The 21,768-nt window shown below is 70.0% G+C and carries 17 protein-coding genes; 11 read left to right on the forward strand and 6 right to left on the reverse strand.

Going from position 1 to position 21,768, the window contains the following annotated elements; genetic code table 11:
* Positions 1-2 precede the first annotated feature (2 nt).
* Positions 3-824 carry an IclR family transcriptional regulator gene (locus AB0H83_RS32845; protein WP_360101826.1) on the reverse strand — a complete coding sequence of 274 codons (822 nt, stop codon included), beginning with the start codon at positions 822-824 and terminating at the stop codon, positions 3-5.
* A gap of 202 nt (positions 825-1,026) precedes the next feature.
* On the opposite strand from AB0H83_RS32845, the gene AB0H83_RS32850 reads away from it, so the two are divergent.
* Both AB0H83_RS32850 and AB0H83_RS32855 read left to right on the forward strand, forming a co-directional pair.
* The gene (locus AB0H83_RS32850; protein ID WP_360101828.1) at positions 1,027-1,869 is read left to right on the forward strand and encodes a D-isomer specific 2-hydroxyacid dehydrogenase family protein; all 843 of its coding nucleotides are present in this window, start codon (positions 1,027-1,029) and stop codon (positions 1,867-1,869) included.
* Positions 1,850-3,160: an amidohydrolase family protein gene (locus AB0H83_RS32855; protein WP_360101857.1), complete on the forward strand. Its 1,311-nt coding sequence runs from the start codon at positions 1,850-1,852 to the stop codon at positions 3,158-3,160. Before AB0H83_RS32850 ends, AB0H83_RS32855 begins: the two co-directional genes overlap by 20 nt.
* Positions 3,161-3,410: 250 nt before the next feature.
* Here the strand turns inward: AB0H83_RS32855 and AB0H83_RS32860 are convergent, their stop codons facing one another.
* Positions 3,411-4,478 (reverse strand): CapA family protein, encoded by a 1,068-nt coding sequence (locus AB0H83_RS32860; protein ID WP_360101859.1) that lies wholly within the window; start codon positions 4,476-4,478, stop codon positions 3,411-3,413.
* Between the two features lie 680 nt (positions 4,479-5,158).
* Here AB0H83_RS32860 and AB0H83_RS32865 point away from each other — a divergent pair.
* Positions 5,159-6,241: a right-handed parallel beta-helix repeat-containing protein gene (locus AB0H83_RS32865; RefSeq protein ID WP_360101829.1), complete on the forward strand. Its 1,083-nt coding sequence runs from the start codon at positions 5,159-5,161 to the stop codon at positions 6,239-6,241.
* A gap of 365 nt (positions 6,242-6,606) precedes the next feature.
* On the opposite strand, the gene AB0H83_RS32870 is transcribed toward AB0H83_RS32865, so the two are convergent.
* The 3 genes from AB0H83_RS32870 to AB0H83_RS32880 all read right to left on the reverse strand — a co-directional run bounded on the left by AB0H83_RS32870 (position 6,607) and on the right by AB0H83_RS32880 (position 9,091).
* On the reverse strand, positions 6,607-7,602 hold the full coding sequence (locus AB0H83_RS32870) for a hypothetical protein (RefSeq protein ID WP_360101831.1): 996 nt from the start codon (positions 7,600-7,602) through the stop codon (positions 6,607-6,609).
* A 328-nt stretch (positions 7,603-7,930) separates the two neighbouring features.
* The gene (locus tag AB0H83_RS32875; protein ID WP_360101833.1) at positions 7,931-8,641 is read right to left on the reverse strand and encodes a hypothetical protein; all 711 of its coding nucleotides are present in this window, start codon (positions 8,639-8,641) and stop codon (positions 7,931-7,933) included.
* A 291-nt stretch (positions 8,642-8,932) separates the two neighbouring features.
* On the reverse strand, positions 8,933-9,091 hold the full coding sequence (locus AB0H83_RS32880; RefSeq protein WP_360101835.1) for a hypothetical protein: 159 nt from the start codon (positions 9,089-9,091) through the stop codon (positions 8,933-8,935).
* A 776-nt stretch (positions 9,092-9,867) separates the two neighbouring features.
* Between AB0H83_RS32880 and AB0H83_RS32885 the strand changes: the two genes are divergently transcribed.
* The 7 genes from AB0H83_RS32885 to AB0H83_RS32915 all read left to right on the forward strand — a co-directional run bounded on the left by AB0H83_RS32885 (position 9,868) and on the right by AB0H83_RS32915 (position 18,520).
* Positions 9,868-11,799: a hypothetical protein gene (locus tag AB0H83_RS32885; protein ID WP_360101837.1), complete on the forward strand. Its 1,932-nt coding sequence runs from the start codon at positions 9,868-9,870 to the stop codon at positions 11,797-11,799.
* A gap of 88 nt (positions 11,800-11,887) precedes the next feature.
* A complete protein-coding gene (locus AB0H83_RS32890) occupies positions 11,888-13,171 on the forward strand; it encodes an ammonium transporter (protein WP_360101839.1) in 1,284 nt (427 codons plus the stop codon).
* A 54-nt stretch (positions 13,172-13,225) separates the two neighbouring features.
* The gene (locus AB0H83_RS32895) at positions 13,226-14,401 is read left to right on the forward strand and encodes a hypothetical protein (protein ID WP_360101841.1); all 1,176 of its coding nucleotides are present in this window, start codon (positions 13,226-13,228) and stop codon (positions 14,399-14,401) included.
* Positions 14,391-17,015 (forward strand): nitrate- and nitrite sensing domain-containing protein, encoded by a 2,625-nt coding sequence (locus AB0H83_RS32900; RefSeq protein ID WP_360101843.1) that lies wholly within the window; start codon positions 14,391-14,393, stop codon positions 17,013-17,015. Before AB0H83_RS32895 ends, AB0H83_RS32900 begins: the two co-directional genes overlap by 11 nt.
* Complete coding sequence (locus AB0H83_RS32905) at positions 17,012-17,446, forward strand: roadblock/LC7 domain-containing protein (protein WP_360101845.1); 435 nt, start codon at positions 17,012-17,014, stop codon at positions 17,444-17,446. Before AB0H83_RS32900 ends, AB0H83_RS32905 begins: the two co-directional genes overlap by 4 nt.
* Entirely contained in the window at positions 17,443-17,901 is a 459-nt protein-coding gene (locus AB0H83_RS32910; RefSeq protein ID WP_360101847.1) for a DUF742 domain-containing protein, read from the forward strand. The genes AB0H83_RS32905 and AB0H83_RS32910 overlap by 4 nt, the downstream gene beginning before the upstream one ends.
* A 1-nt stretch (position 17,902) precedes the next feature.
* Complete coding sequence (locus AB0H83_RS32915; protein ID WP_360101861.1) at positions 17,903-18,520, forward strand: ATP/GTP-binding protein; 618 nt, start codon at positions 17,903-17,905, stop codon at positions 18,518-18,520.
* A gap of 564 nt (positions 18,521-19,084) precedes the next feature.
* On the opposite strand, the gene AB0H83_RS32920 is transcribed toward AB0H83_RS32915, so the two are convergent.
* Positions 19,085-19,567 (reverse strand): hypothetical protein, encoded by a 483-nt coding sequence (locus tag AB0H83_RS32920; protein ID WP_360101849.1) that lies wholly within the window; start codon positions 19,565-19,567, stop codon positions 19,085-19,087.
* A gap of 568 nt (positions 19,568-20,135) precedes the next feature.
* On the opposite strand from AB0H83_RS32920, the gene AB0H83_RS32925 reads away from it, so the two are divergent.
* Positions 20,136-21,446, forward strand: coding sequence for a ricin-type beta-trefoil lectin domain protein (locus tag AB0H83_RS32925; protein ID WP_360101863.1), 1,311 nt, complete (start codon positions 20,136-20,138; stop codon positions 21,444-21,446).
* The last annotated feature ends 322 nt before the right edge of the window (positions 21,447-21,768 follow it).

Raw genomic sequence — 21,768 nt, forward strand, 5'->3', positions numbered from 1 at the left:
AGTCACCACGCGTTGGACCGGACGAGTTGTCCGATCTCGTCGGCGCACCGGGTCAGGGCGCCGATCACCACGGTCGCCCGGTCGTCGGTCAGGCGGGCCATCGGGATGGCGCAGCTGATGGCGTCGGTCGCCGGATGGCGGCCGGGTACGGCCACCGCGAAGCAACCGAGGCCGGGGGTGTTCTGACCACGCTCGAACGACCAGCCGCGCTCGCGCGCCTCGGCCAGTTCGGCCCGCAGCGCCGTGTGATCGGTGACGGTGGCCGGGGTCAGCGCCGCCAGTTGGCGCGGCAGCAGCGCGTCGACTTCCTCGGGGCTGCGCATGGCCAGCAGGACCTTGCCGAGTGCGGTCGCGTGCGCGGGCAGCCGGCGCCCGATCCGGGAGACATAACGCAGGTGATGCTGGGACTCCTGGCTCGCCAGATAGATGATGTTGGCACCGTCGAGCCGGGCGAGGTGGATGGTCTCGTCGAGTTCCGTGCGCAGCTGGGCCAGCAACGCTCCGGACGCCTGCACCAGCGGGTCCTGGTCGAGATATGCGGTCGCGACGCCGATCGCGCGCAGCCCGATGCCGTAGGCGGTGCCACGTTCGTCGGTCTGCACCCAGCCGCTGGCCACCAGCGTGCGCAACAGTCCATGCAGGCTTGACTTGGGAACGTTGAGCTTCTCGTGCAGCTCGCTCAGCGTGTGTCGCTTGCCGGACTCAGCGAGCGCTTCCAGGACCGCGATGGTGCGGGAAGCGGACTTGACCGAGTCGCCGCGCAGTTCGTCGTCGCGGCCGCCTGTTGCCTGTGCGGGCCGAGCTGATCCCTTGACCGCGGGCATCCGCAGTTCCCCCCCAATGCGTTGACACTCTCACAGGGGATCTTTACAGTCGGGGAATCCTGTTCGCAAGAGAGTATCTTTTTCATATATGTGAACTCCATACCACCTGCGAGGAGCGAGCGATCATATGCCGAAGCTCGGGGTGTGCGTGCAACCCGACCCCAACCCGGCACTCGTCGAGGCGGTCACCCGCGCCGGTGGCGTGATCGTCGACCTGGCCGAGTGCGATGCGTTGGTATGGACGGCTGACCCGTCGACCTTTCCGGCAGAACTGCCCGAGCGCGTGCGTTGGGTGCAGTTGCCGTCCGCGGGCATCGAACGATGGTTCGAACTCGGGATCCTGACACCCGATCGGCAGTGGACCTCGGCAGCGGGCGCCTACGGGCAGACCGTGGCCGAGCACGCGCTCGCGCTGCTCCTGGCCGGCGTGCGCGGGCTGGGTCTCGCCGCGCGCCAGCAGGGCTGGCGGCGCCAGGAGCTGCTGGCGGCCACCCATACGCTGCGCGGTGCGCGGGTCGCGATCGTCGGCGCGGGTGGCATCGGCCGTGCGCTGGTGCCGATGCTCGCGGCTTTGGGTGCCGAGGCGATCGCGGTCAACCGCAGCGGGCGCGCGGTCGACGGCGCGAGCGAGACCGTCGCGGTGGGCGACCTGGACGGGGTGTTGCCGCGGACCGATCACATCGTGGTCGCGGCACCCGCTACACCCGAGACCCGACATCTGATCGGGGCCGTCCAGCTGGGTGCGCTGCGGCCCACCTCGTGGGTGGTGAACGTCGCCCGCGGCGAGCTGGTCGACACCGATGCGCTGGTGCGGGCACTGGACGCCGGCACGATCGGTGGAGCGGCGCTGGACGTCACCGATCCTGAGCCGTTGCCGGACGGCCATCCACTGTGGACCCACCCGGCTGTGCTCATCACGCCGCATTCAGGCAACCCGGTGCCGCTGCTGCGGCAGGCGTTCGCGGTCCGGGTGGCCGACAACATCACCCGCTGGCTCGCGGGCCAGGACCTGCTCGGACGCGTTGATGTCGCGGCGGGCTACTAGCACCATCGACGGCCGAGGAGGACGTGACGTGGCAACCACCCGGTGGATTCGGTGCGCGACGCTGGTGACAGGGCTGGACGAGCCACCGCAGCACGACATGGCCATCGAGGTCGTCGGCGAGCGGATCGGGCGGGTGGCGCCGTGGGCGGCCATCGCCGGCAGTGTTGATGCCCCGGTCGTCGACGCGTCGGCCGACACGGTGGTCCCGGGGTTCGTCGATGCCCACGTGCACCTGCTGTTCACCTGCGACGCCGACCACACGGTGACCCGGGCCGCGGTCGAGGCGGGCACGCACGCCGAACTCGCACTGACCGGCGCGCGCAGCGCGGCTGAGTGCCTGCTGGGCGGCGTCACCACCGTGCGCGACTGCGGCGATCGCGATCTGCTGACGCTGACGTTGCGTGACGCCATCAACAACGGGGTCGCGGCCGGGCCGCGCATCCTGGCCGCGGGCCCCCCGGTCACGGTGACGGGCGGGCATCTCTACTGGTGCGGCAACACCGCCGACTCGCCCGATGAGGTCCGCCGGGTCACCCGCCGGCTGTGTGCGGCCGGCGTCGACGTGGTGAAGGTGATGGCCAGCGGCGGCAACATGACCCACGGGTCGAACCCGCGACTGCCGCAGTACAGCGAAGCCGAACTGGCTGTCGTGGTCGACGAGGCGCACCGCCTGGGCCGCCGGGTCGCCGCACATGCCCTCAACACCGAGAGCATCCGCCGTGCCGTGGCCGCCGGTGTCGACACCGTCGAGCACTGCGGCTGGCGTGGCGTCGACGGCGCCGAGGACGTCGCCGCCGACGTCGTGGCCGAGATGGCCCGCCGGGGCACCTGGGCGGTGGTCACGTTCGCCGGCATCAACCGGCTGCTGCTGCCCGAGTACGCTGGCGACGACTCCCCGGAGCGGGCTGCCGCCCTGTCGATGTCCAACCACGAGGACCTGGCGCGAGACTTCGCCTGGGTCCGGACGCTGCGCGAAGCCGGGGTCCCGGTCGCGGTCGCGAGTGATGCCGGCGTGCGGTTCACCCCGTTCCGTCGCTTCGACGAGAGTGTCCACTGCGGCATCGACGCGCTCGGCATCGACGCGGCTGAGGTGATCAGTCTGGCCACCTGGCGCGCCGCGCAGGCGCTGGGTATCGCGGACGAGGTCGGCAGCCTGGCGACCGGCATGCGGGCGGATCTGGTTGTGCTGTCCGGCAAACTCACCGGCGCGACGAAGCGGCTCGGCCCGATCCGTCAGGTCTGGCGCGACGGCCGCGTTGTCGTCGACGATGGGCGCATCATGCTGCATTGATACCCGGACTCCCCGCAGCGTCCGAGCCGCCACGGGCCGGCAGTTGCGGGAAGGTGACGAACCAGAACCTGCGGGCCCGCAACTCGCGGTACCAGTCGGCGGCGGTGTCGCGGCTGGTCGGGGTTCACCGATCGGCGGACCGATTGGCTTTGCGTGCTGCGGCGCGACGGGTGGCGTCACGGGCGCATCCCAGTGCGCCTCGCTCCGAGGACACGCGCAGCGGCAACGTCGCCGGAGGAAGCCTCGCGGTTCAGTGGCCGGTCGGGCCCACCATCCGTAGCCCTGCCGCCACGGCGCCGCGCATGTTCACGGAGCCGGAGATGCGCTGCAGGACGCGGGCGTAGCCGGTGCCGGGCGCGACGCCGTTGGCCGCTGCCGCGACGTCGACCAAGCGGGCCTGCGGGTGGTATGCCATGAACATGGGGTGTACCGCGACGTCGGTGACCCGCCAGGTTCCGGGGGCGACTTCGGTGAACGTGAACCGGGGCACGACCGAGTCCTGGGTGTTCTCTGGCGCGCCGTCCGAGAATCGGCACAAGAGGTTGCCCAAGCCGTACGCGACCCACTTGTCGCCGATCTTCTCGAGCGGCTGCACGACGTGGACGTGCATGCCGATGATCAGGTCGACGTCAGGGCTGGCGAGCAGCCGCGTGGCCTGGTTGATCTGGTCGGAGTCCGGCGCGTTCTGGTATTCGGTCCACCCCCAATGCATGGACAGGATGACGATCTCCGCGCCGGCCTGTTTGGCCGCGTGCGCCTCCTGGAGGATCTTCGGGACGTCGATGGGGTTGGCGATCCACGGCTTGTCCGGCGGCCGTTTGATGCCGTTGAAGCTGAACGTGTACGCCAGCTGCGCGACCTTCACGCCGCGTACGCTGAAGACGTTGGGCCTGGCGGCTTCCGCCTCGGAGCGCGCCGATCCGCTGTGGTGCAGTCCCACCCGGTCGAGGTTGTCCAGCGTGCGCCGTACGCCTTCCTCGCCGTAGTCCAGCGTATGGTTCGAGGCGGTGGAGCAGGTGTCGAAGCCGGCACCGGCCGCGGCGTCGACCAGCTGCGGGGGCGCGCTGAAGGTCGGATACCCGGTGAACGGGCCCTCTGGTGGGGCGAGCGGTTGTTCCACATGACAGACCGCGAGATCAGCCGGCCGAATGGTCGGGGCGACCGCAGCGAGAATCTGTGTGAAGTCGTGGCCAGGCTTGCCTGCTGCGCGTGCGTCAGCGGCGGCCTGCGCGGTCAGGTCAGGCGGCACGAACAGGTCCCCCGCTGCGACGACGCTGAGCGTCGTGGGGCGGGCTGGGGACGCGGCGGATGGCGACACCGATCGCTCGACAGTCGTCGGCTCGGCGGCATTCGTACAGCCACCGGCCCCGGCGACGAACGCGGCGACAACGAGGCCCAGGCAGACCGAGACAGGGTACTTGCTTCGCACAAAGGAGATCGTGGCAAGGCCCGGCCTTCACCTGACCCGTCGTCACCATCAACCACCCGATGAACCACCCGCGCCATCGGTCCAGTCCGCGACAATGGTCTCCAGGACGTCAGGCTCATCCACATGGAGATCGCGTGCCCGGCCGGACTGGGCGGTGCTCCGGGCGTCCGGTGGCGATCACGATCCCGCCGTCGCCGGGCCGCAAAGGACGACGTCGCGCGGATCGCTCGTCATACCTTTGACCGTGCCGCGCATGGCAGCACTCCACATCACCCGCACCAACCGGCGGGGACCGATCGGAATCTCCTTGCCGCTTGCGCCTGCGGCGGGTTACAGAACGTGTCGAGTCATGGACACTGCGGCACCATCGCCAGCCGGATCGGCGTTAGCCTGCGGAAACAGCCCGGACGCCTGCCCAACCCGCGGCGTTGTGGCGTCCGGAAACGGCCTCGGGAGACGCCATGAGACTCCATCACCCCACCGCAGACGCGCGTTCCTGCACCGAACCGTCCAGCGCCGGCATGCTCCGCCGGCTCCGTGCGCCGGCAACGGTAGCAGCGGCGTTCGTCATGACGGTCGCACTGACCGCACCGGCCGCACCGGCCGCCGCGGGACCGCCGCCGGTGCAGTGCGGCGCGGTGCTGACCACCGACACCGCACTGCGCGCCGATCTCACCTGCCCCAGCGACGCGCTCACCGTCGCCGCCGACGGCATCACCGTCGACCTGCGGGGCCACACCATCCGTGGATCGGGCACCGGGACCGGCATCACGATCATCGGGCACCACTCCGTGCGGGTCCGCAACGGCACCGTGACCGCATTCGCGACCGACGTCCTCATCGACACCGCCCAGGACATCACCCTCACCAGGCTGACGCTGACGCAGGCCGGCAGTGACGGCCTCAGGCTGCGCGACATCGAGCGGGCGCGGTTCGAGACCGGAAGGCTGCGCTCGGCACGGCTCGTCACCGACGGCAGCATTGACATCGTCGTCGACCGCTCGCGCATCGACAACAGTCCGTTGATCTTCGTCGACAGCTTCAATCCTGCCGTCACCCACAGCGTCCTGACCGATTCGTTCGTCAACTTCAGCGAGATCAGCGACGGCGTCGTGGCGGCGAGCACGCTGACGCGGTCACCGGTGTTCATCGTCCTCTGCGCCCGCACAGCGGTGCGGCACAACCTGATCGCGGCGGCCGACCCCGGTGTGCTCCTCGGCGCGACCGCGACCGGAACGCAGGTGATCGGCAATACCTTCACCGGCAACACGATCGGCGTCCTGCTGGAGCCGCCGCTGGTGGACCTCGTCGACGGCACCACCGTGTCGCACAACGTGTTCCGCGACAACGCGGCGGCCGGCGTGCTGTTCGACACGCCCGGCGTGCAATCCGGCGGCAGCGTCGTGATCGACCACAACCAGTTCGTGCACAACGGCTTCGCCGCCGCCGGACGGACCGACCACCTCGGCAACCCCGTGGCCGACGGGCTGCACGTCGCGGTGCCGGCCGGAGGCACGATCCGGGTCGCGCACAACGTCACCCGGCGCAACGCCCGCTACGGAATCTTCGCCGTCCCCGGCACCGTGATCGACGGCGGCGGCAACGTCTCCGTCGCGGACCCGCTCGGCTGCCTCGGTGTCGTCTGCCGCTGAGCGGTGCGCGGACGCACCAGTACTCGAAGCGAAAACGCAACGACCGGCGGACTGCGGTTCCCCGCGATCGTCGGTTGCTGGACCCAGGAGGCGTTCATGTGCGCCAAGAGACACCTGACGGCACTTCCGACGCAACACGTGGATCATGGCTTGATCGGCGGCGGCTACGGCCCGCGGCCCTCGTCTTGGCCTCGAGCACCGTCATGCTGCTGCTCCCGGCACCCGCGGCCGCTGCTTCGCCGCCCGTGCAGTGCGGCGCGGTGCTCACCGCCGACACCACGATCACCGATGCGCAGGTCGACCTCAGCGAGGTGTCCGGCGCCGTCATCACCACCAACGCCCTGCTCCGGTCGCCCGTGCTGCCGTCAGTGCGACGGCGCCTTCGGTGCTGGGGCGCGCCGTCCGTTCGCCCTCCACCATGCCGCGTACGTGCCGTCCCAGGGGAGGGGATCCCTTCGCACGCCGTCGGAGCGGTACGTGCGCCGGGTAGGGAAGACCGTGATTTCCATTTCCGCCTCGGCCTCCCGGGAAGCGAGCCTCACCTCGTCGAACGTGTCATCCACCGGGACGATCGGCCGGCCGCTCATGACGACGTAGATGTGGTCGAAGATGCCGTACTCGAACGAGTCGAACACGGTGATCGTCAAGAAGCAGGCGCCGAGCGGGTTGGGCGGATCGGGTTGCTCGCGGGCGACCGCCCACTCCGCAATCGTGTGACCCGCCGCCCATTCGAACGGGGCTACCTCTCCCGGCCGCAAGAGGCGCTCCCTCCTCGCGGCGGTCGCCTCCACGAACTGGGCCTCGTCGTCGAGCCGTACCCGTGCTGTGGTCGCGCCCTCGTTGATCAGTACGCCCCGGGTCTGGAACCACATGAGCTGTGTCCGCTCTCCATTTCGTGCGAAGAGGCGCGCCGGTGAGGCTGGTTCGGCCTGCGCCAGAGAATGTTGGTCCAGCAGTCGCGGTCCGTCCCCGTACGGCATCCGGTCACGCGTCGCATCGATCAATGGGGGCCATTGCGGCGCCTCGAACAGCGCGATGACGAGGGGAGCCCGCTCGTCCGTCCTGGCGCGTGCCGCTTCCCGGACCGCTGCCGTCGCGGCTTTGAGGACTTCCTGGGCGAGGACGACCTGCTCGTCGGCGGCTCTCGACTGAGCCGCACTGATCTCGACCTGCTTCTGCAACTCCGGCAACTGCCTGGCGGCGGTCCGGGCCGCACCGCGCCCCGAACGAGCGGCCGAGACGCCGGCAATCGCCGCGGCGACCGCACCTACGGCTGAGATGATCTGAATCCACCCGGCCAACGTCAGACGATCGACGCCGGCTGCCAGCGCATCCCAAAAAGCCCCCACGTCAAGGCCCACCTTCCGAGAGACTCACCCTGTGGCCGGGTCCGTGCCGGGGCTCGGCCGTGCACCGGTCGAGATGCGACCTGCCCCGCCCGGGAAGGTATAAGCACCTGATGCCGGGGTGGCGGCCGCGGCCGAGGCCCGGCGCGCCGGTCGTGGTCTGTGACGTGGCTGCTGTGCCGGGTGAGGGTGAGCCGTGGGGTGGTTGTTGCGTTCAAGAAGGAGCGACGGGCCGGACCGCAGCTCAGGCGGGGCTGGTGCGGGCGCCGGATCCGGCCCGCCCCGATGCCCCGGATCGTGCCGGGCTTCTGCCGGTCACCGCCCTGGCTGCAGACACGAGGAGTCAGCGCGGGCTGGGGCTCGGCGTCGACACCGACGCGGGCACCGGGGCACGACCGCCGCCGGCGTTCTGCCCGGCGATCCACGACAGCGAGAACAGCACACCCGCCGCCACCACGGCTGCCAGCACGAGGAACTTGCGCATGGCCCCCCATCGCGCCTTGGCCAGGCCCGGCACCAACGCCTTGGTGGTCTTGTGCGCGTTCCAAGAACTGCGCATCCGCTGGTACGCGGCACCGGTCGGCAGACCCAGCAGCAGGCCGGTCCAGAACGTCAGACTGCTCAGCAGCCGTACGGCGACATCCCCCATGGTTCCCCCTGATGTGTGACCCTGGCCCGGGTCTCCACACGGTAGAGCCGGCAGCCAGGTTGCCCATGTGCATATACGTCGATGTCTTGGACTGGTCGGCACCCCCACCAGACCGAATCCGCGTTCCTCCGCGAGCTTCCACGTCCGTACCGTGCTCTGACGGACGGAAGGCTGCTCATGGAACCTGTCCGCTGCATACTGCCGAGGAATTGACGACCTCAGCTCGCCGGTCCGGTCGAGATCGGCGCCGATCGAACGGATCGGCGGCCTCCTCACTCTGCTTACGGTGCAGTCGTTCACGATGCCCGACGCCTCGCCGTCGCTCAGTGCCGCGTCGCCGTCCGCCGGGTCTTCGCCCAGCGTGAAGCCGTCCGCGTCGGTGGAGCCGTCTGCGTCGTCGTCCACGCCCGCGGTTCGCCGTCCGCCACCGTGGGGTTCCACTGCGGACTGACCGTCCCATGCGGGCACGTCACGGTTTCGGCCCACCGGTCGATGTGAAGTCTTCCTTGGCGAAGCCGGGTCGCTCAATGGCACGTGGGTCCACACCGGTCGACTGCCGCTCGTGCCGCGCCGACCGGCCGTAGCGCTCGGCCGATCCCGAACCACGACCCATCGACATACCGCTAATTCAGCATTGGGCGACCCCAGCCCCGGCAGCGATGCGCTCAAACCGGCGCACCCTCGCCGACCACACCGTTAGCGTCCTTTTTTGGACAGGATTTCGTCATCGAGCCCGACCACCTTGAGGCCTTCGCAGACGATGACGCGTCGACGATCCAGGCCGAGCGGTTCGCCGGGGTGGCCCGGTAGAACGGCGCGCGAGCGGTCCACGAGCGAGATATCCGGATGGTCCATTATGGCCAGTGTGGGATAGATCGTTGCTGTACAGCCTTTGCTGGGACCGCGGCGCGGCCCGATGTGCGTGAGTATTCGCGGCGACTGTGCGGACACCCTGACCTCCCGGAACAACTTCTGCCGGGGCCACGAGGCGGCGGATCAGCTGGTCAGGCGATCACGCTGCACGAACGCGCCCGGCCGGCGCGGAGCGGTGCTGGCCAGCGGGCCACCCGCTGCCGGCGATGTTCCAGGCGCACCTTGAACGCGACCGTGCAAGCGGCGGCTGCGATGGGGTTCATCTGCCTGCACCGGTAAATGCCAAGGTGAGCGAGGGGCGCTGTACGGATATTTTCGGCGGTGAAAACCCACGTGGCCAGGGCTGACGCTAACGGCCGCGGTGCCGGCCGCACTCTGGCCGCGAATTGGGTCTTGATCAACGGCTCGGACTCGAAGTAGCGTGTCTCGCACCGCGATCGACACGGGTTTTCCGCAAAGGCAAAACGTAAACCTGCATGCGTCATCAAACTGCTGTCGCACGCCAGCAGAAGGCTGCGGATGTGGGAAATCACCTGTGTGACGTGGTTGAGTGTTCCGCCATTACGTCAGCTGTACCGTCCGTCCCAGGCGGGAGCCGTCCGGTCGGTCGCGAACCCGGGGAGGAACCTGCGATGCGGTCAGGGCTCCCGAGTGACCCTTCGTCGGCTGATTCGATCGGTCGGCTGGGCGGCGCGATTCAGGAGTTGTTCGATCACTTGCCGCAGATCCACCGCCGGTACCGGGCGGCGGTGTCCAGGATGCATCCGGACGACGCATTCGGTCTGGTTGACGCGTGGACCGAGTTTCATCAGGCGCTCACCAACGCGCGGTACGACGGGGAATCCGGCGACCTGCTCCGGGTCGCGGCCCGGCCCGACGGCCCGCAGCAGGCGGCCGAGGTGCCGGAACAGGCCATGGAGATCGCCGCGGAGCTGTCCAGCGCCCAGGTCCGGCTGCGGCACCAGCTCCAGTCCGCGGAGACGTCCGGCCCGGCGGCCAGCCCGTCGGGCCGGACCGTCCTGCTAGCTCGCTGGCGCCTGCTGCACCGCGGCGAGCGCCAGCTGCGCAGGGCGATCATTCGCGCGATGTCAGCGCTGCCGGCCGCCGATCACACACTGCTGCGCAACCTGGCACCGCTGGCCGCTGGTTACGCCGCATACCTCAACGCGGATCGGGCACTCACCCGGCAGTGGGCGGTCGCGGCCCAGGGCAGCGACCCGGCGGCCGTGGCGTCGCTGGATCAGTGGTTGTCCTACACCACCGACTTGCGCGATCTGATCGACCAACTCGTCGCCGGGTATGGTGAGCCCGGGCCGCCCCCGGCCGCGCCGTGGCCGCCAGGCGACGCCGCCGACCCGACGGATCCGGCGGACCCGACAGTTGCGGCGGACCGTACGCCCGTCCCAGTGGTGCCGCCGCCGGCCGACCCCGGACTCCGGGCCGCGTTGGACGCGCTCCACGACGGGTACCCGGATCTGGTCGCCGGCTGCCGGCGGGTCCTCGCCGCGCTCAGCGGGCTGTCCGGTCAGCCGACGGCGAGTTCGCTGCGCGCCGTGCTCCTCACCGTCTGGGGCCAGTACGACGACGCACTCGCCGGTCTCGAGCAGCGCATCAACGGCGAGCAGCCCGCCCAGGTCGACACGGTTGATGCTCAAGCGCTGCGGGCTGAGATGGCCGCCGCCGCTGATTTCCGTGCCGACCTGGCGGATCGGCTGGCCCAAGCCGAGGCGTGGCTCGCGCACGCCGCTGCGGCAACCAGCCGGCACCGCGCCGAGCCCGAGGCGCAGCGGCGCCCCACCCTGACAACGTCGGCCCGACACCGGGTGCCGCACCGGATGCACTGGCTGCAGGACCAGCCGCCGGTCAACGCCGAGGCGTTCGACCTGTACGTCGCGTCGCGCTGGCCAACCGGGCGCTCCGTCGTCGATGGGGTGCCGGGTCCGTGTCTGTTCCTGATCGGCCGGCTCGACGGGGTCCGCCTGGCCGGCGAGATGCGGGCGAGGAGCCTGCTGCGGGTCCGGGTCGGACCCGGTGCCGCGGTGGACGGCGCCGCGCTCGGCCAGCGCCCCCCTGAACTGCACCACCTGCTCGCCGCGCCGGACTCGTACCTGCTGCCGGTCGCGTGGCTGCCCGATACTCAGGTCGTCGGCGCCTACCGGGTGGACCCGCATGGGCGGCCCTACTGGGAGGAACTGCCCGACGAGCTGGTCGGGCAGCCCCTCGCCAGTTGCCCGACCGATGCTCATCACGGCGCCGCCGGCCTGCCCAACGAGGTCGTGTACTGGCCCAGTCGGCGGGTTTCCAGCGCGGCCATCGCGTACACCCTGATTCCCGAACCGCCGCCGCACCCGGTGCCGGACCGGCTCACGCTGTACAGGGAGCGGCCACGAGTCCGATCCGGCCAGCGTCTGTTGGAGCTGTACGTCGAACGGGGGCGGGCGATCGACATCGCGACCACAGTCGAACAGCTGGGTCCGCTGCCGCAGCTGCGCTCGATCGCCTACGAGCTGCTCGCCGGCGGGGTGGAACTGGTCCTGCCGCGGCGCTCGTACTCCTCGGTCCAGATCAAGCGGGTCTGGCATCCCGGGCGCGGCTGGCGGCCCCCCAGCAGTTCGGGATCACCGTCGCTGACCGGCCTGCTCGGCGCCGAGGTGGCCCACGAAGATCATCCAACTTGTCGTACTGGATAAGGCCGGACGGCGGATTTAATGCCCGCGTCGGACCACGATGGTGGCTGTGGCACGCAGCGTGCCAGGCGTCGAAAGGTAGGGAATCGGAATGCCCAGTGTCACCGAGTCCGGCACCATTGCATGGGTGCTGGCCAGTGCCGCATTGGTGCTGCTGATGACGCCCGGCGTTGCCTTCTTCTACGGCGGCATGGTCCGGAGCACCAACGTCATCGGCATCATCATGCAGAACTTCGCCACGCTGGCGATCGTGACCATCACCTGGATCACTGTCGGGTTCACGATCGCCTTCGCCCCCGGCAACGAGTTTTTCGGCGACCTGCGCTGGCTGGGCCTCAACGACCCGACGGGCGAGGTGAGCGTCGCGCCGCACCTGCCGGTCATGGTCTTCGCCCTCTACCAGTTGATGTTCGCCGCCGTCACACCGGCACTGATCACCGGCAGCACCGCGGAACGTTGGCGGTTCGGCCCGTTCTGCGCGTTCATCGCGATCTGGTCGGTTGTGGTGTACGCGCCGATCGCGCATTGGTTGTTCACCCCGCAGGGCTGGGCCGCGCAATGGGGTGCACTCGACTTCGCCGGCGGCAGCGTCGTACACGCGAACGCCGGTGCGGCCGCGCTTGCCGTGGCGATCGCGCTGGGCCGTCGCCGCGGCTGGCCGGACAGCCCTTCCCGCCCGCACAACCTCCCGATGGTGATGACCGGCCTGGCCCTGCTGTGGTTCGGCTGGCTCGGGTTCAACGGTGGCTCCGCGTACGGCGCCAACCAGCTTGCCGGCACGGCCGCTGTGAACACGATGGTCGCCGCGTCGGCCGGGTTCATTGCGTGGGCCGTCACGGAGCGGATCCGCTACGGCAAGGCGACGAGCCTGGGCGCCGCCTCCGGCGTGGTGGCCGGCCTGGTCGCGATCACCCCCGCAGCGGGCTACGTCGCCCCGGTCGGCGCACTCGCGATCGGCATGATCGCTGGTTTCGTGTGCCATCTGCTGGTCGGCATGAAGGTCTGGTTCAGGGTGGACGACTCGCTCGACGTCGTCGCCGTGCACCTGGGCGGAGGGCTCATCGGTGCGGTCGGCGTCGGGCTCTTCGCGACCACGTCCGTCAACGCCGCGGGCGCCGTCGGACTGTTCTACGGCGGCGGGTATCACCAGTTGGTCCGACAGGTGGTCTCGGTGTCGGCCGTCGTCGTGTACTCACTCGTGCTGACCCTGATCATCAGCGGCGTGCTGAACCGCTTGCTGGGCAACCGGGTCGGCCATCGCGCCGAGGCCGTGGGGCTGGACCTGGCCGAGCACGGAGAGGCTGCGTACGACCTGACCGATCGCGACAGATCGGCCCCTGCGCCTGACGCGCGCCCGGCGGTGAAGACTCAGTAAGCCGGTTGTGCCCGCCCAAGACCGGTTGTGCCCGCCCAAGAGGGGAAAGGCTCGATGAGTAAACCATCAGCTCGCCGGACGCTGCGGAACGCCGCGGCGGTCCTCACCGTGATGATGATGGGCGCCCTACTCGGTGCCGGCGTGGCCGGCTCGTGGTCTGAGCTGTCCGGCAAACGCGACACCATTGCCGCACAACGGGCCGGGGTCGTCTACCTGCGGCCGTTGATCGGCTTGATCGGGGCACTGACCGCGGCGCAGTCCACCGCCGTGCAGGGCAGGCCGATCGACGCCGGCGGGCTGCGAGCGGCGGTGACCGGTGTGACGGCCGCCGACAGCGCGCACGGTGCCGAGTTGGAGACCGGGACCCACTGGTCCGAGCTCGAGCAGCGGATCGGCGTGCTGATCGACAGGCCGGTCACCGGGGCGGGCGCCTACCAGAGTTTCGGTGACGTGGTGAGCCTCGCGATACAGCTCGCGACGCACATCGGCGACACGTCCGAACTCGTCCTCGATGTTGAACCGGCTACGCACTACCTCATGGACGTCGCGCTGCTGCGGCTCTCCACGGTGATGCTCAACGCCGGCCGCGCCGCGGATCTCAGCGTGCTGCCGCTGGGCGGGGACACCGCGGCCGACCGCGCGGCGGCCATCGCCGTGGCCCGGTACCAGGTGGCTGTGGCGGCGGCCGACATCACCACCGGGCTGAAGAAGATCGTCGTGAACACCGAGCGCCCGACATTCGGTGCTGATCTTCAGGACCAGCAGAGCGTGGCCAACGCACTCGGTGTCGGCATCCAGTTCCAGAGCGCCGTCGACAAGCTGGCCCCGCCGATGCTCGTCCGCCAGCTCAACAGACCGGTGACGGCAGCGGAGCTGGTCGAGAACGCGGCCCGGGTCAACGCCGCGGTCGTCGCGCTGGCCGACGCGCTCTGGAGCCAGCTCGACATGCGGCTCGCGGAGCGCAACACCGACCTGGTCGAACAACAGCGACTGATCATCGCCGGTGCGTCTGCCATGCTCGTCGGCGCCATCGCTCTGCTGTGGCTGTTCGCCCCCGACCGGCGCCTCCGCGCGGCCGACGACGACAGCTCCACGGTCGAGACCGAGGCCGAGCCGGAGGCACCGCAGATCAGCATGATCGACGCCCGTGACCTGCTTCGGGCTGAGGAGCTCGTGCACGTGGGCCGAGCGGTGCAGGCAGGGCCGCGGGAGCGCGACGGTGCTGAGTAACCTCGGGGTCCGCCAGAAGCTCAACCTGCTGCTGCTCCTGCCGCTGCTCGCGCTGGTGTGCACGGTTGTTCCCTTCACCGTCGAGAGGGTCGACGACGCGCGCGCCGCGGAGGTCACCGCGGGGGCTGCCCGGCTCACTCGTAACGTCGGCGGTCTGGTGCAGGAGGTGCAGCAGGAGCGCGTGGTCGCGCTGGCCTACCTGGTGCTGGGATCGACGGACCGGTCCGTGCTCCTCACCCAGCAGTGGGTGGTCGACGACAGCATGACGCGCGTCCGCGCCGATGTCGGGAGGAGCGCCGGCGCGGAACAGGGTACCGATGGAGCAGACGGGTCCGAGGCCGACCTGGTCCGGGCCCTGGACCGGGTCGGCGAACTGGGCGAGCTCAGGCGGCTGGTGCTGTCCCGCAGCATCGACCCCGTCACCGTGTACGAGGCGTACCAAGACGCCGTACAGTCGCTGCTCGACGCGCTGCACCTGACCAACCGTATCGGTGCGGACGCGGTCGGGCAGCGCCAGCTCGCCACGCTCGATGCGTTGATGCGCGCCGACCAGGCCGCCAGCGACATCGCAGCCGGGCTGGTGATCGCCGCCGTGGATCGCGACGCCGGCGCGCTCCTGCTCGCCTCCGCGGCGGCAGCCGAACAGTTGCACCGCGACCGGTTCCGGCAGGTCGCCAGCAGCCAGCAGTCTTCGCTGCTCGACTTCGTGGAACGAGGGGCGTCCGGGCTGAGCATCACCGCCGCCCTCCAGGGCGGCGCGGATACTGCGGGTTCCGCGGCGGACGTGGCGACCACACTCAGCGTTGCCAGCACCTACGACCTGCTGCGCCAGGTCGTCAAGGACCAGGTCACGACGGACATCGCCAATGCTGCGGACCGCCGGGAGACGGACGCCGATCTCGTGGCGCTGGGCGTCGGGTCCGGTGCCTTCGTCATGCTGGTTCTCCTCATCGGCCTGTCGGTGTACGTGAGCCGATCGATCGCATTGCCGCTGCACCGTCTGGCCCGCACCGCCGCCACGGTCGCCGACATCGCCAGTGCCGAGCTGGTACGGGTGAACGACGCCGACGAGGCGGGGTCCCAGCCGCCCCGGCTGGCCGCGGTCAACCTCCGTGACCAGCACGAGATCGGCGAGCTGGCCGCGGCCATCAACCGCGTCCTGGCGACCGCCGCGCTGCTGCTGGAGCGGCAGGTCAGCACGCAGCGGAACGTCGCTGTCATGTTCGCCAACATCTCCCGCCGTACGCAGAGCCTGGTGACCCGGCAGCTCAGCCTGATCGACGACATGGAGCGCAACGAGCAGGACGCGCTGGTCCTGGAGAAGCTGTACCGGCTCGACCACTTGACCACCCGGTTGCGGCGCAGCGCCGACTCGCTGCTGGTGGTCTCCGGCAACCGCGACAAGGAACTGGTCACACCGACCCAGCTGGTCACCGTGATCCGGGCGGCCGCCGGGGAGATCGAGGGCTTCCAGGCGGTCCGGCTGGGCGAGGTCTGCGATATCACGATCGGCGCGGAGCTCGTCGCCGACCTGCGACTGCTGCTCGCGGAGCTGCTGGAGAACGCGACCGCGTTCTCGCCGCCGGGAGCGTTCGTCGAGGTCGGCGCCGAGTTCGGCGCTGAGTGCCGGATCACCGTCGTGGACTTCGGTATCGGCATGCCACCCGCGCGGATGCAGGAGGAGAACCGCCGGATCCTGGAGCGGCCACGGCTGGACGTAGCCCCCACCGAAGTGCTCGGGCTCTTCGTGGTGGGCCGGCTGGCTCGCCGGCACGGCCTCACCGTGCGGCTGGACCCGACCGCCGGGCAAGGCGTCACGGCCACGGTCCTGATCCCGTCGCGCCTGTACTCGGTGTCGCGCCAGTTGCCCGCGCCCGCACACCCGGCAGCCGTCTCGACGGCCGCATGGCCGGCCACGGCGACTTGGCAGATACAGGCGGGTGACTCGTTCCCCTGGTTTGCCGGCTCGGAGGAGGCACAGCGGAAGGAGTACGCCCACCCTGCCACCGCAGCCGCATCGGCGCCGGCCGTCCTGGCCCGTACCGCGGCCCCACAACCTGCCGAGGTCAACAGTATGCCCCCTGCTCAATCCCGGAACGGCCTCAACCGGCGCACACCGGGAAGCTTCGCGTCGTCCTTCCAGACCCAGCCGGCAAGACCCTCGCCGACCGGGTTCCGCAACGCGGAAGCCGAAGCCGCCCAGCTGACTGCGTTCGCGCAAGGGGTCGAGCGGGCCACGGCCGGCGGCCGGCACGCCGCGCCACCCACTCCGCCACGGATGGACCGGCACCAGCCGGCACACGGGGCACCTGCGGTCACCCCGGAGTCCCACCCCACCGCGCCGCGATCCGTGAAAGCCGATCGTGCTGCGGAACCGGGCACGGGCCGCCATGGCCTCAGCCGGCGCACCCCGGGTGCGCACCTCCATGCGTCGGCACGGACGAACCCCCCGGTCGGCACGCCGAGAGGGACTCCGGCGACCGTCAGTCCCACCGCCTCCTACCGGGATCCCGAATCCGAACGGAACGCCCTGAACGGTTTCGTTGAAGGACTCGCCCGTGCCGCCCAGAGCCTCAATGAATTCGACCCACACGACTGGAAGAAGCAGCGATGACAGTTCCGATTCAGCGCGTCAGTACGGAGGCACAGCAGTTCAACTGGCTGCTCAACCAGTTCGCCGCCAACACGCCGCTCGTAGCCGACGTGATCGCGGTCTCGTCGGACGGGTTGCTCATCGCGATGACCAATTCGCTTGACCGGGCCGACGCCGACCGGCTGGCGGCGATCACCTCGGCGATCATCAGTCTGGCCAACGGCGCCTCGCAGGTGTACGACCTGGGCGTCCCGCACAAGGTGATTATCGATCTGGACCGCGGTTACCTGCTGGTCAGTGCCATCAGCTTGGGCGCGGTGCTTGGCGTGCTCGCGGCCAAGTCGGCCAACCTCGGCCAACTCGCGTACGAGATGGTCATGTTCGCCAACCGCGCCGGTGCGGTGCTCACGCCGGGCCTCATCGAGGAGCTGAAGATCAACCTCGGTTCATGACGATGCTCCCCGACGACTCCACCCCTGACCGACCGGCCCCAATGGCGCGGCCGTTCATCGGCGGTGTGCCCAGCACGCCACTCGGGCAGCCCCCGCCGTATTCCGATCCGTCCCGGCCGGTTACCTCGGAGGTCCGCCCGTACCTGCTCACCGGGGGACGGGCGCGACCCGACGCCGGGCTGGAGATCGAGGCGCAGGTGCTCACCACATCCGCAGGTGAGGACGCTCTGGCGCGCTACCGGTACGAGCAGCGCGAGATCGTCCTCCTGTGCCGAGAGCCGCTGGCGGTCGCCGAGGTCGCCGCCCGTCTCAACCTGCACCTCGGAGTGGCCAGGGTCCTCGTCGGCGACCTGGTCGCCTGCGGACACCTGGCCGCCCGTCGCCCGGACAGCGGCCTTCATCACAACGCCGCCATCATCGAGAGGGTCATCCGTGGACTTCAAGGCATCCACTGACATGCCCGGGGGCCGCGTGCTCCCCGCGCAGACGGTCGACGTCACTCCCGCCGGTCGGCGGCCGCCGTTGCCGGTGAAGATCGTCATCGCGGGCGGCTTCGGGGTCGGCAAGACCACGGCGGTGTCCAGCATTTCGGAGATACCGGTGCTGACCACCGAGGCGGCGATGACTGAGGTCGCCGCCGCGATCGACCGCACCGGCCACGTCCCGGACAAGGTCACCACGACGGTCGCGCTGGACTTCGGCTGCATCACCATCGACGAGGAGATCAAGCTCTACCTGTTCGGTACGCCCGGGCAGGACCGGTTCGGCTTCATGTGGAACGACCTGGCGACCGGCGCGCTCGGTGCGCTGGTCATCGTGGACACCCGCCGGCTGGACGACTGTTACCCCTCGGTGGACTACTTCGAGCAGGCGGGCATCCCGTTCGCCGTCGCGGTGAACCTGTTCGACGGACATCTGTCGCACGACCTGGACGACGTACGGTGGGCACTCGCGATCAGCGACAACACCCCGCTGATCACGTTCGACGCGCGTCAACCGCAGTCGGTCCGCAACGCACTGCTCACCGTGCTGAACCGGGCGCTGACCGAGACAAGGGCGGCGATGGCTGGCTGAGCCGGCGGCTGGCCGGCCCGACAGGGCTCGTGGACGTCGCGGCGCGGCCAGCGGGTGCCTGGGTCCATCTTGAGCACGTCAGCGTGCGACATCGGCCGGGCACGCGATGTCTGCGTCGCGGGACCTGCCGGTGCTTGAGTCCGCGAACACCGTGATCAATGCAGGCTGGGCACCGGTGGAGGCGCCGCTGCCGGATCGTATCCGCCACGCGCTGCGCAAGCACACGCGTGGGGCGCGGCCGGTCGCGACCTGCTCCGGAGTGTCCGCCCTGGCCCGCACGGGACTGTCGGACGGTCGCTCGGCCACCGGTTCGCGGCGACCCGGGCCGCTGGTGGTCAGCGCGATGACAGCTTCAGGCCGTCGGCGACGAGGAGTACGTCGTTCAAGCCATATCCGCCTTGCGCCCACAGCATCACGTAGGGGTCGGGAATCCGGCCCTGGCTTCTGGACCGGCATCTGCTGCCCATGCACCCGCGGGCAGGCGGGTGTGGCGTGGGATGCTGCCGAACTTGCCGGAGTGGAAGTCGGCCACTCGTCGGCCGCCGTGGCTCGCGGCCGCCTCGGTCAGACGCCGAGCTCGTCGCAGAGCGCCTCATAGCGGTCGAGCCCGTCGGGCGGATGCCGGTGCGCACCCAGCCCGACGGTGTCGAACTCGTCGAGCTCACCCCGGCGCTCGACCCCGAGCTCCCGCAGCGCCGCGTTGATCCGCTCGATGCCGTCGACCCGCCGCCCGTCGGCGAACACACATGCCCACTGGTCGCCCGTGCCACCCGAGTAGTCCGTCATGACGAGCGCGAACGGGTTCGCGGTCAAGGCGGCGGCGAGGCGCAGGACGACTCCTTCGCGCGGGAAGACGGCGGGGAAGCTCGCCGGCACGTCGAGCGCTTCCGTCTCGCCCAGCCGCGCCTGCCGGTACGCCGTGAAATAGTGCGTGATCGGCACCAGCCACCGCCCCTCGCCCAGCGGCACCGGCTCGACTCCCCACTCGGCCGCGGCCGCCCGATCGGGCTCCCCGGTCACGATCAACGCGGTGATGCTGTGGCCCACTGGCTCAGCCTCCGGATTCCGAACGGTCGTAGCAGAAGTCGTCGCCTGGGCAGCGCCTCGGCGGAGCACGCAAAGGACGTGGCGGGGGAAGGATCATGGACCGAACGGTACTGCCGCCGCGCCATGCTGATTCGCTGGGCTTGCCGTCAGGTCTGCGCCTCGGAACGCCGGGCCCTACCGCGGGGTGTTGCCGAGGCCGTCGCAGCGCCGTACGTGCAGGACCGCTGCGGACGGCAGGTACCCCGATGCAGTCGAAGCGCACTGCCGCAGGTCTGGCGTCGGTGAAACTTCCACGCATCAGGTGAGCCATCCATTGATAGGCAAGGCTCAATATTGACATTAGACGTCATACGAAATACGTTCGCCGAGATTGCCGGCATGCTTCGCCGTGCGAGCGGTGGACCGGCGCCACTGTCGCGGGAATGACCACAACCGCCCTGCTCATCGTGTGGCGGTAGCGGACCTGATCATGATGGGAGTCGCGCGCGTGAAATCGCTCTTCGACCGGGCCAGGCAAGGCCCGACGCAACGGTCCGTGCTGCGCTGGCTGGGATCGGCGGCTGCCGCCGTGGCTCTGGTCGCCGCCGGTGTCGCTGTCGTCACCAGCACGCAGCCGGCGTTCGCCGCGACGACCCCGGGCTGCGGGAAGAACCCGACGTTGACCAGCGGAGCCCGCACGATCCAGAGCGGCGGCCAGACCCGCAACTTCATCCTGAGAGTCCCCGACGGGTACGACAAGAACTCCCCGCACCGGCTGGCCTTCGGGCTGCACTGGCTGGGCGGCACCGCCGACCAGGTCGCCGGCGGTGGTAGCGACGGGTACGCCTGGGCGTACTACGGCATGCTGTCGCAGGACACCAGCCACACGACGATCTTCGTCGCGCCGCAGGGCATCAGCAACGGCTGGGCCAACTCCAACGGCCGCGACGTGGCCTTCATCGACGACATCATCGGGCTGATCGAGAACGACCTTTGCGTCGACACCACGCAGCTGTTCTCGGTCGGTTTCAGCTACGGCGGCGCCATGAGCTACGCGCTGGCCTGTGCCCGGCCCAACGTCTTCCGCGCCGTGGCGGCCATCGCGGCCCCCGGTGCGATCAGTGGATGCAGCGGAGGCACCCAGGCCGTCGCGTACATGGGTATTCACGGCGTCAACGACGGCATCCAGAACGGCCGGGCGCTGCGCGACACCTTCGTCAGGAACAACGGCTGCACCCCGCAGAACGCTCCCGAGCCGGCGTCGGGCAGCCGCACCCACATCGTGACCACCTACTCGGGCTGCCGCGCCGGATACCCGGTGGTCTGGGCCCCGTTCGACGGCGGCCACCAGCAGGGCCCGGTCGACGGCTGCGCCGGCTGCGAAAGCGGCGCGCGGAGCTGGGTCAAGCCCGAGGTGTGGAAGTTCTTCACCCAGTTCGGCGGCACCCCGCCGTCGAGCCCGCCGCCGTCGAGCCCGTCCGCGTCGAACAGCAGCCAGCCGACGGGACAGTCGAACGTCATGATCGCGGGCGCAGGTTCGGGTCGCTGCATCGACGTGCCCGGCTCCACCACAGCGAACGGCACGCAGCCGCAGCTGTGGGACTGCCACGGCGGCACGAACCAGCGTTGGACCTACACCTCCGGCAGGCAGTTGCAGGTGTACGGCGGCAAGTGCCTGGACGCCAGTGGCCAGGGCACGAGCAACGGCACGACCGTCGTCATCTGGGACTGCAACGGTCAGGCCAACCAGCAATGGAACGTCAACCCCAACGGCACCGTCACCGGTGTGCAGTCCGGACTGTGCCTCGACGCGATCGGCGCCGCGACGGCCAACGGCACGAAGATCCACCTGTGGTCCTGCCACGGCGGCTCCAACCAGCAATGGAGCCTGCGCACCTGAGCCCTCACCGGCGGGGTGTTGGTCGTCGAGATCGGCTGCGGTCCACCGCACCGATCTCGACGACCACCTGGCCCCGCAGCAGCGTCCGACGAGCCAGCGAGGTGCCCCCGCACGCCGCACCGCCACCGCTCAGTACCCCCAGAAGGGACGGCACATGGCACGCTTCTCCGTTCGGGGCCGCGTCGCCGCGGCACTCGCCGGCGTCGCCGCCGCGATCGCGGTGGTTCCCGTCGCGCTGGTCGCCAACACGCCGTCGGCGTCCGCGGCGACCAGCCAGTTCCAGGGCGTCAACTGGGCCCGCTGGGGCGACAACTACACGGGC

The sequence above is a fragment of the Dactylosporangium sp. NPDC050688 genome (genome assembly GCF_040654515.1).
Taxonomy (GTDB): Bacteria; Actinomycetota; Actinomycetes; order Mycobacteriales; family Micromonosporaceae; genus Dactylosporangium.

Excerpts from the sequence above, each read along its gene's own strand:
- AB0H83_RS32845 (WP_360101826.1), bottom strand. The coding sequence starts at position 824 with ATGCCCGCGGTCAAGGGATCAGCTCGGCCCGCACAGGCAACAGGCGGC.
- AB0H83_RS32855 (WP_360101857.1), top strand. The coding sequence starts at position 1,850 with ATGTCGCGGCGGGCTACTAGCACCATCGACGGCCGAGGAGGACGTGAC.
- AB0H83_RS32865 (WP_360101829.1), top strand. The coding sequence starts at position 5,159 with ATGACGGTCGCACTGACCGCACCGGCCGCACCGGCCGCCGCGGGACCG.
- AB0H83_RS32880 (WP_360101835.1), bottom strand. The coding sequence starts at position 9,091 with ATGGACCATCCGGATATCTCGCTCGTGGACCGCTCGCGCGCCGTTCTA.
- AB0H83_RS32885 (WP_360101837.1), top strand. The coding sequence starts at position 9,868 with ATGCATCCGGACGACGCATTCGGTCTGGTTGACGCGTGGACCGAGTTT.
- AB0H83_RS32890 (WP_360101839.1), top strand. The coding sequence starts at position 11,888 with ATGCCCAGTGTCACCGAGTCCGGCACCATTGCATGGGTGCTGGCCAGT.
- AB0H83_RS32895 (WP_360101841.1), top strand. The coding sequence starts at position 13,226 with ATGAGTAAACCATCAGCTCGCCGGACGCTGCGGAACGCCGCGGCGGTC.
- AB0H83_RS32905 (WP_360101845.1), top strand. The coding sequence starts at position 17,012 with ATGACAGTTCCGATTCAGCGCGTCAGTACGGAGGCACAGCAGTTCAAC.
- AB0H83_RS32910 (WP_360101847.1), top strand. The coding sequence starts at position 17,443 with ATGACGATGCTCCCCGACGACTCCACCCCTGACCGACCGGCCCCAATG.
- AB0H83_RS32915 (WP_360101861.1), top strand. The coding sequence starts at position 17,903 with ATGCCCGGGGGCCGCGTGCTCCCCGCGCAGACGGTCGACGTCACTCCC.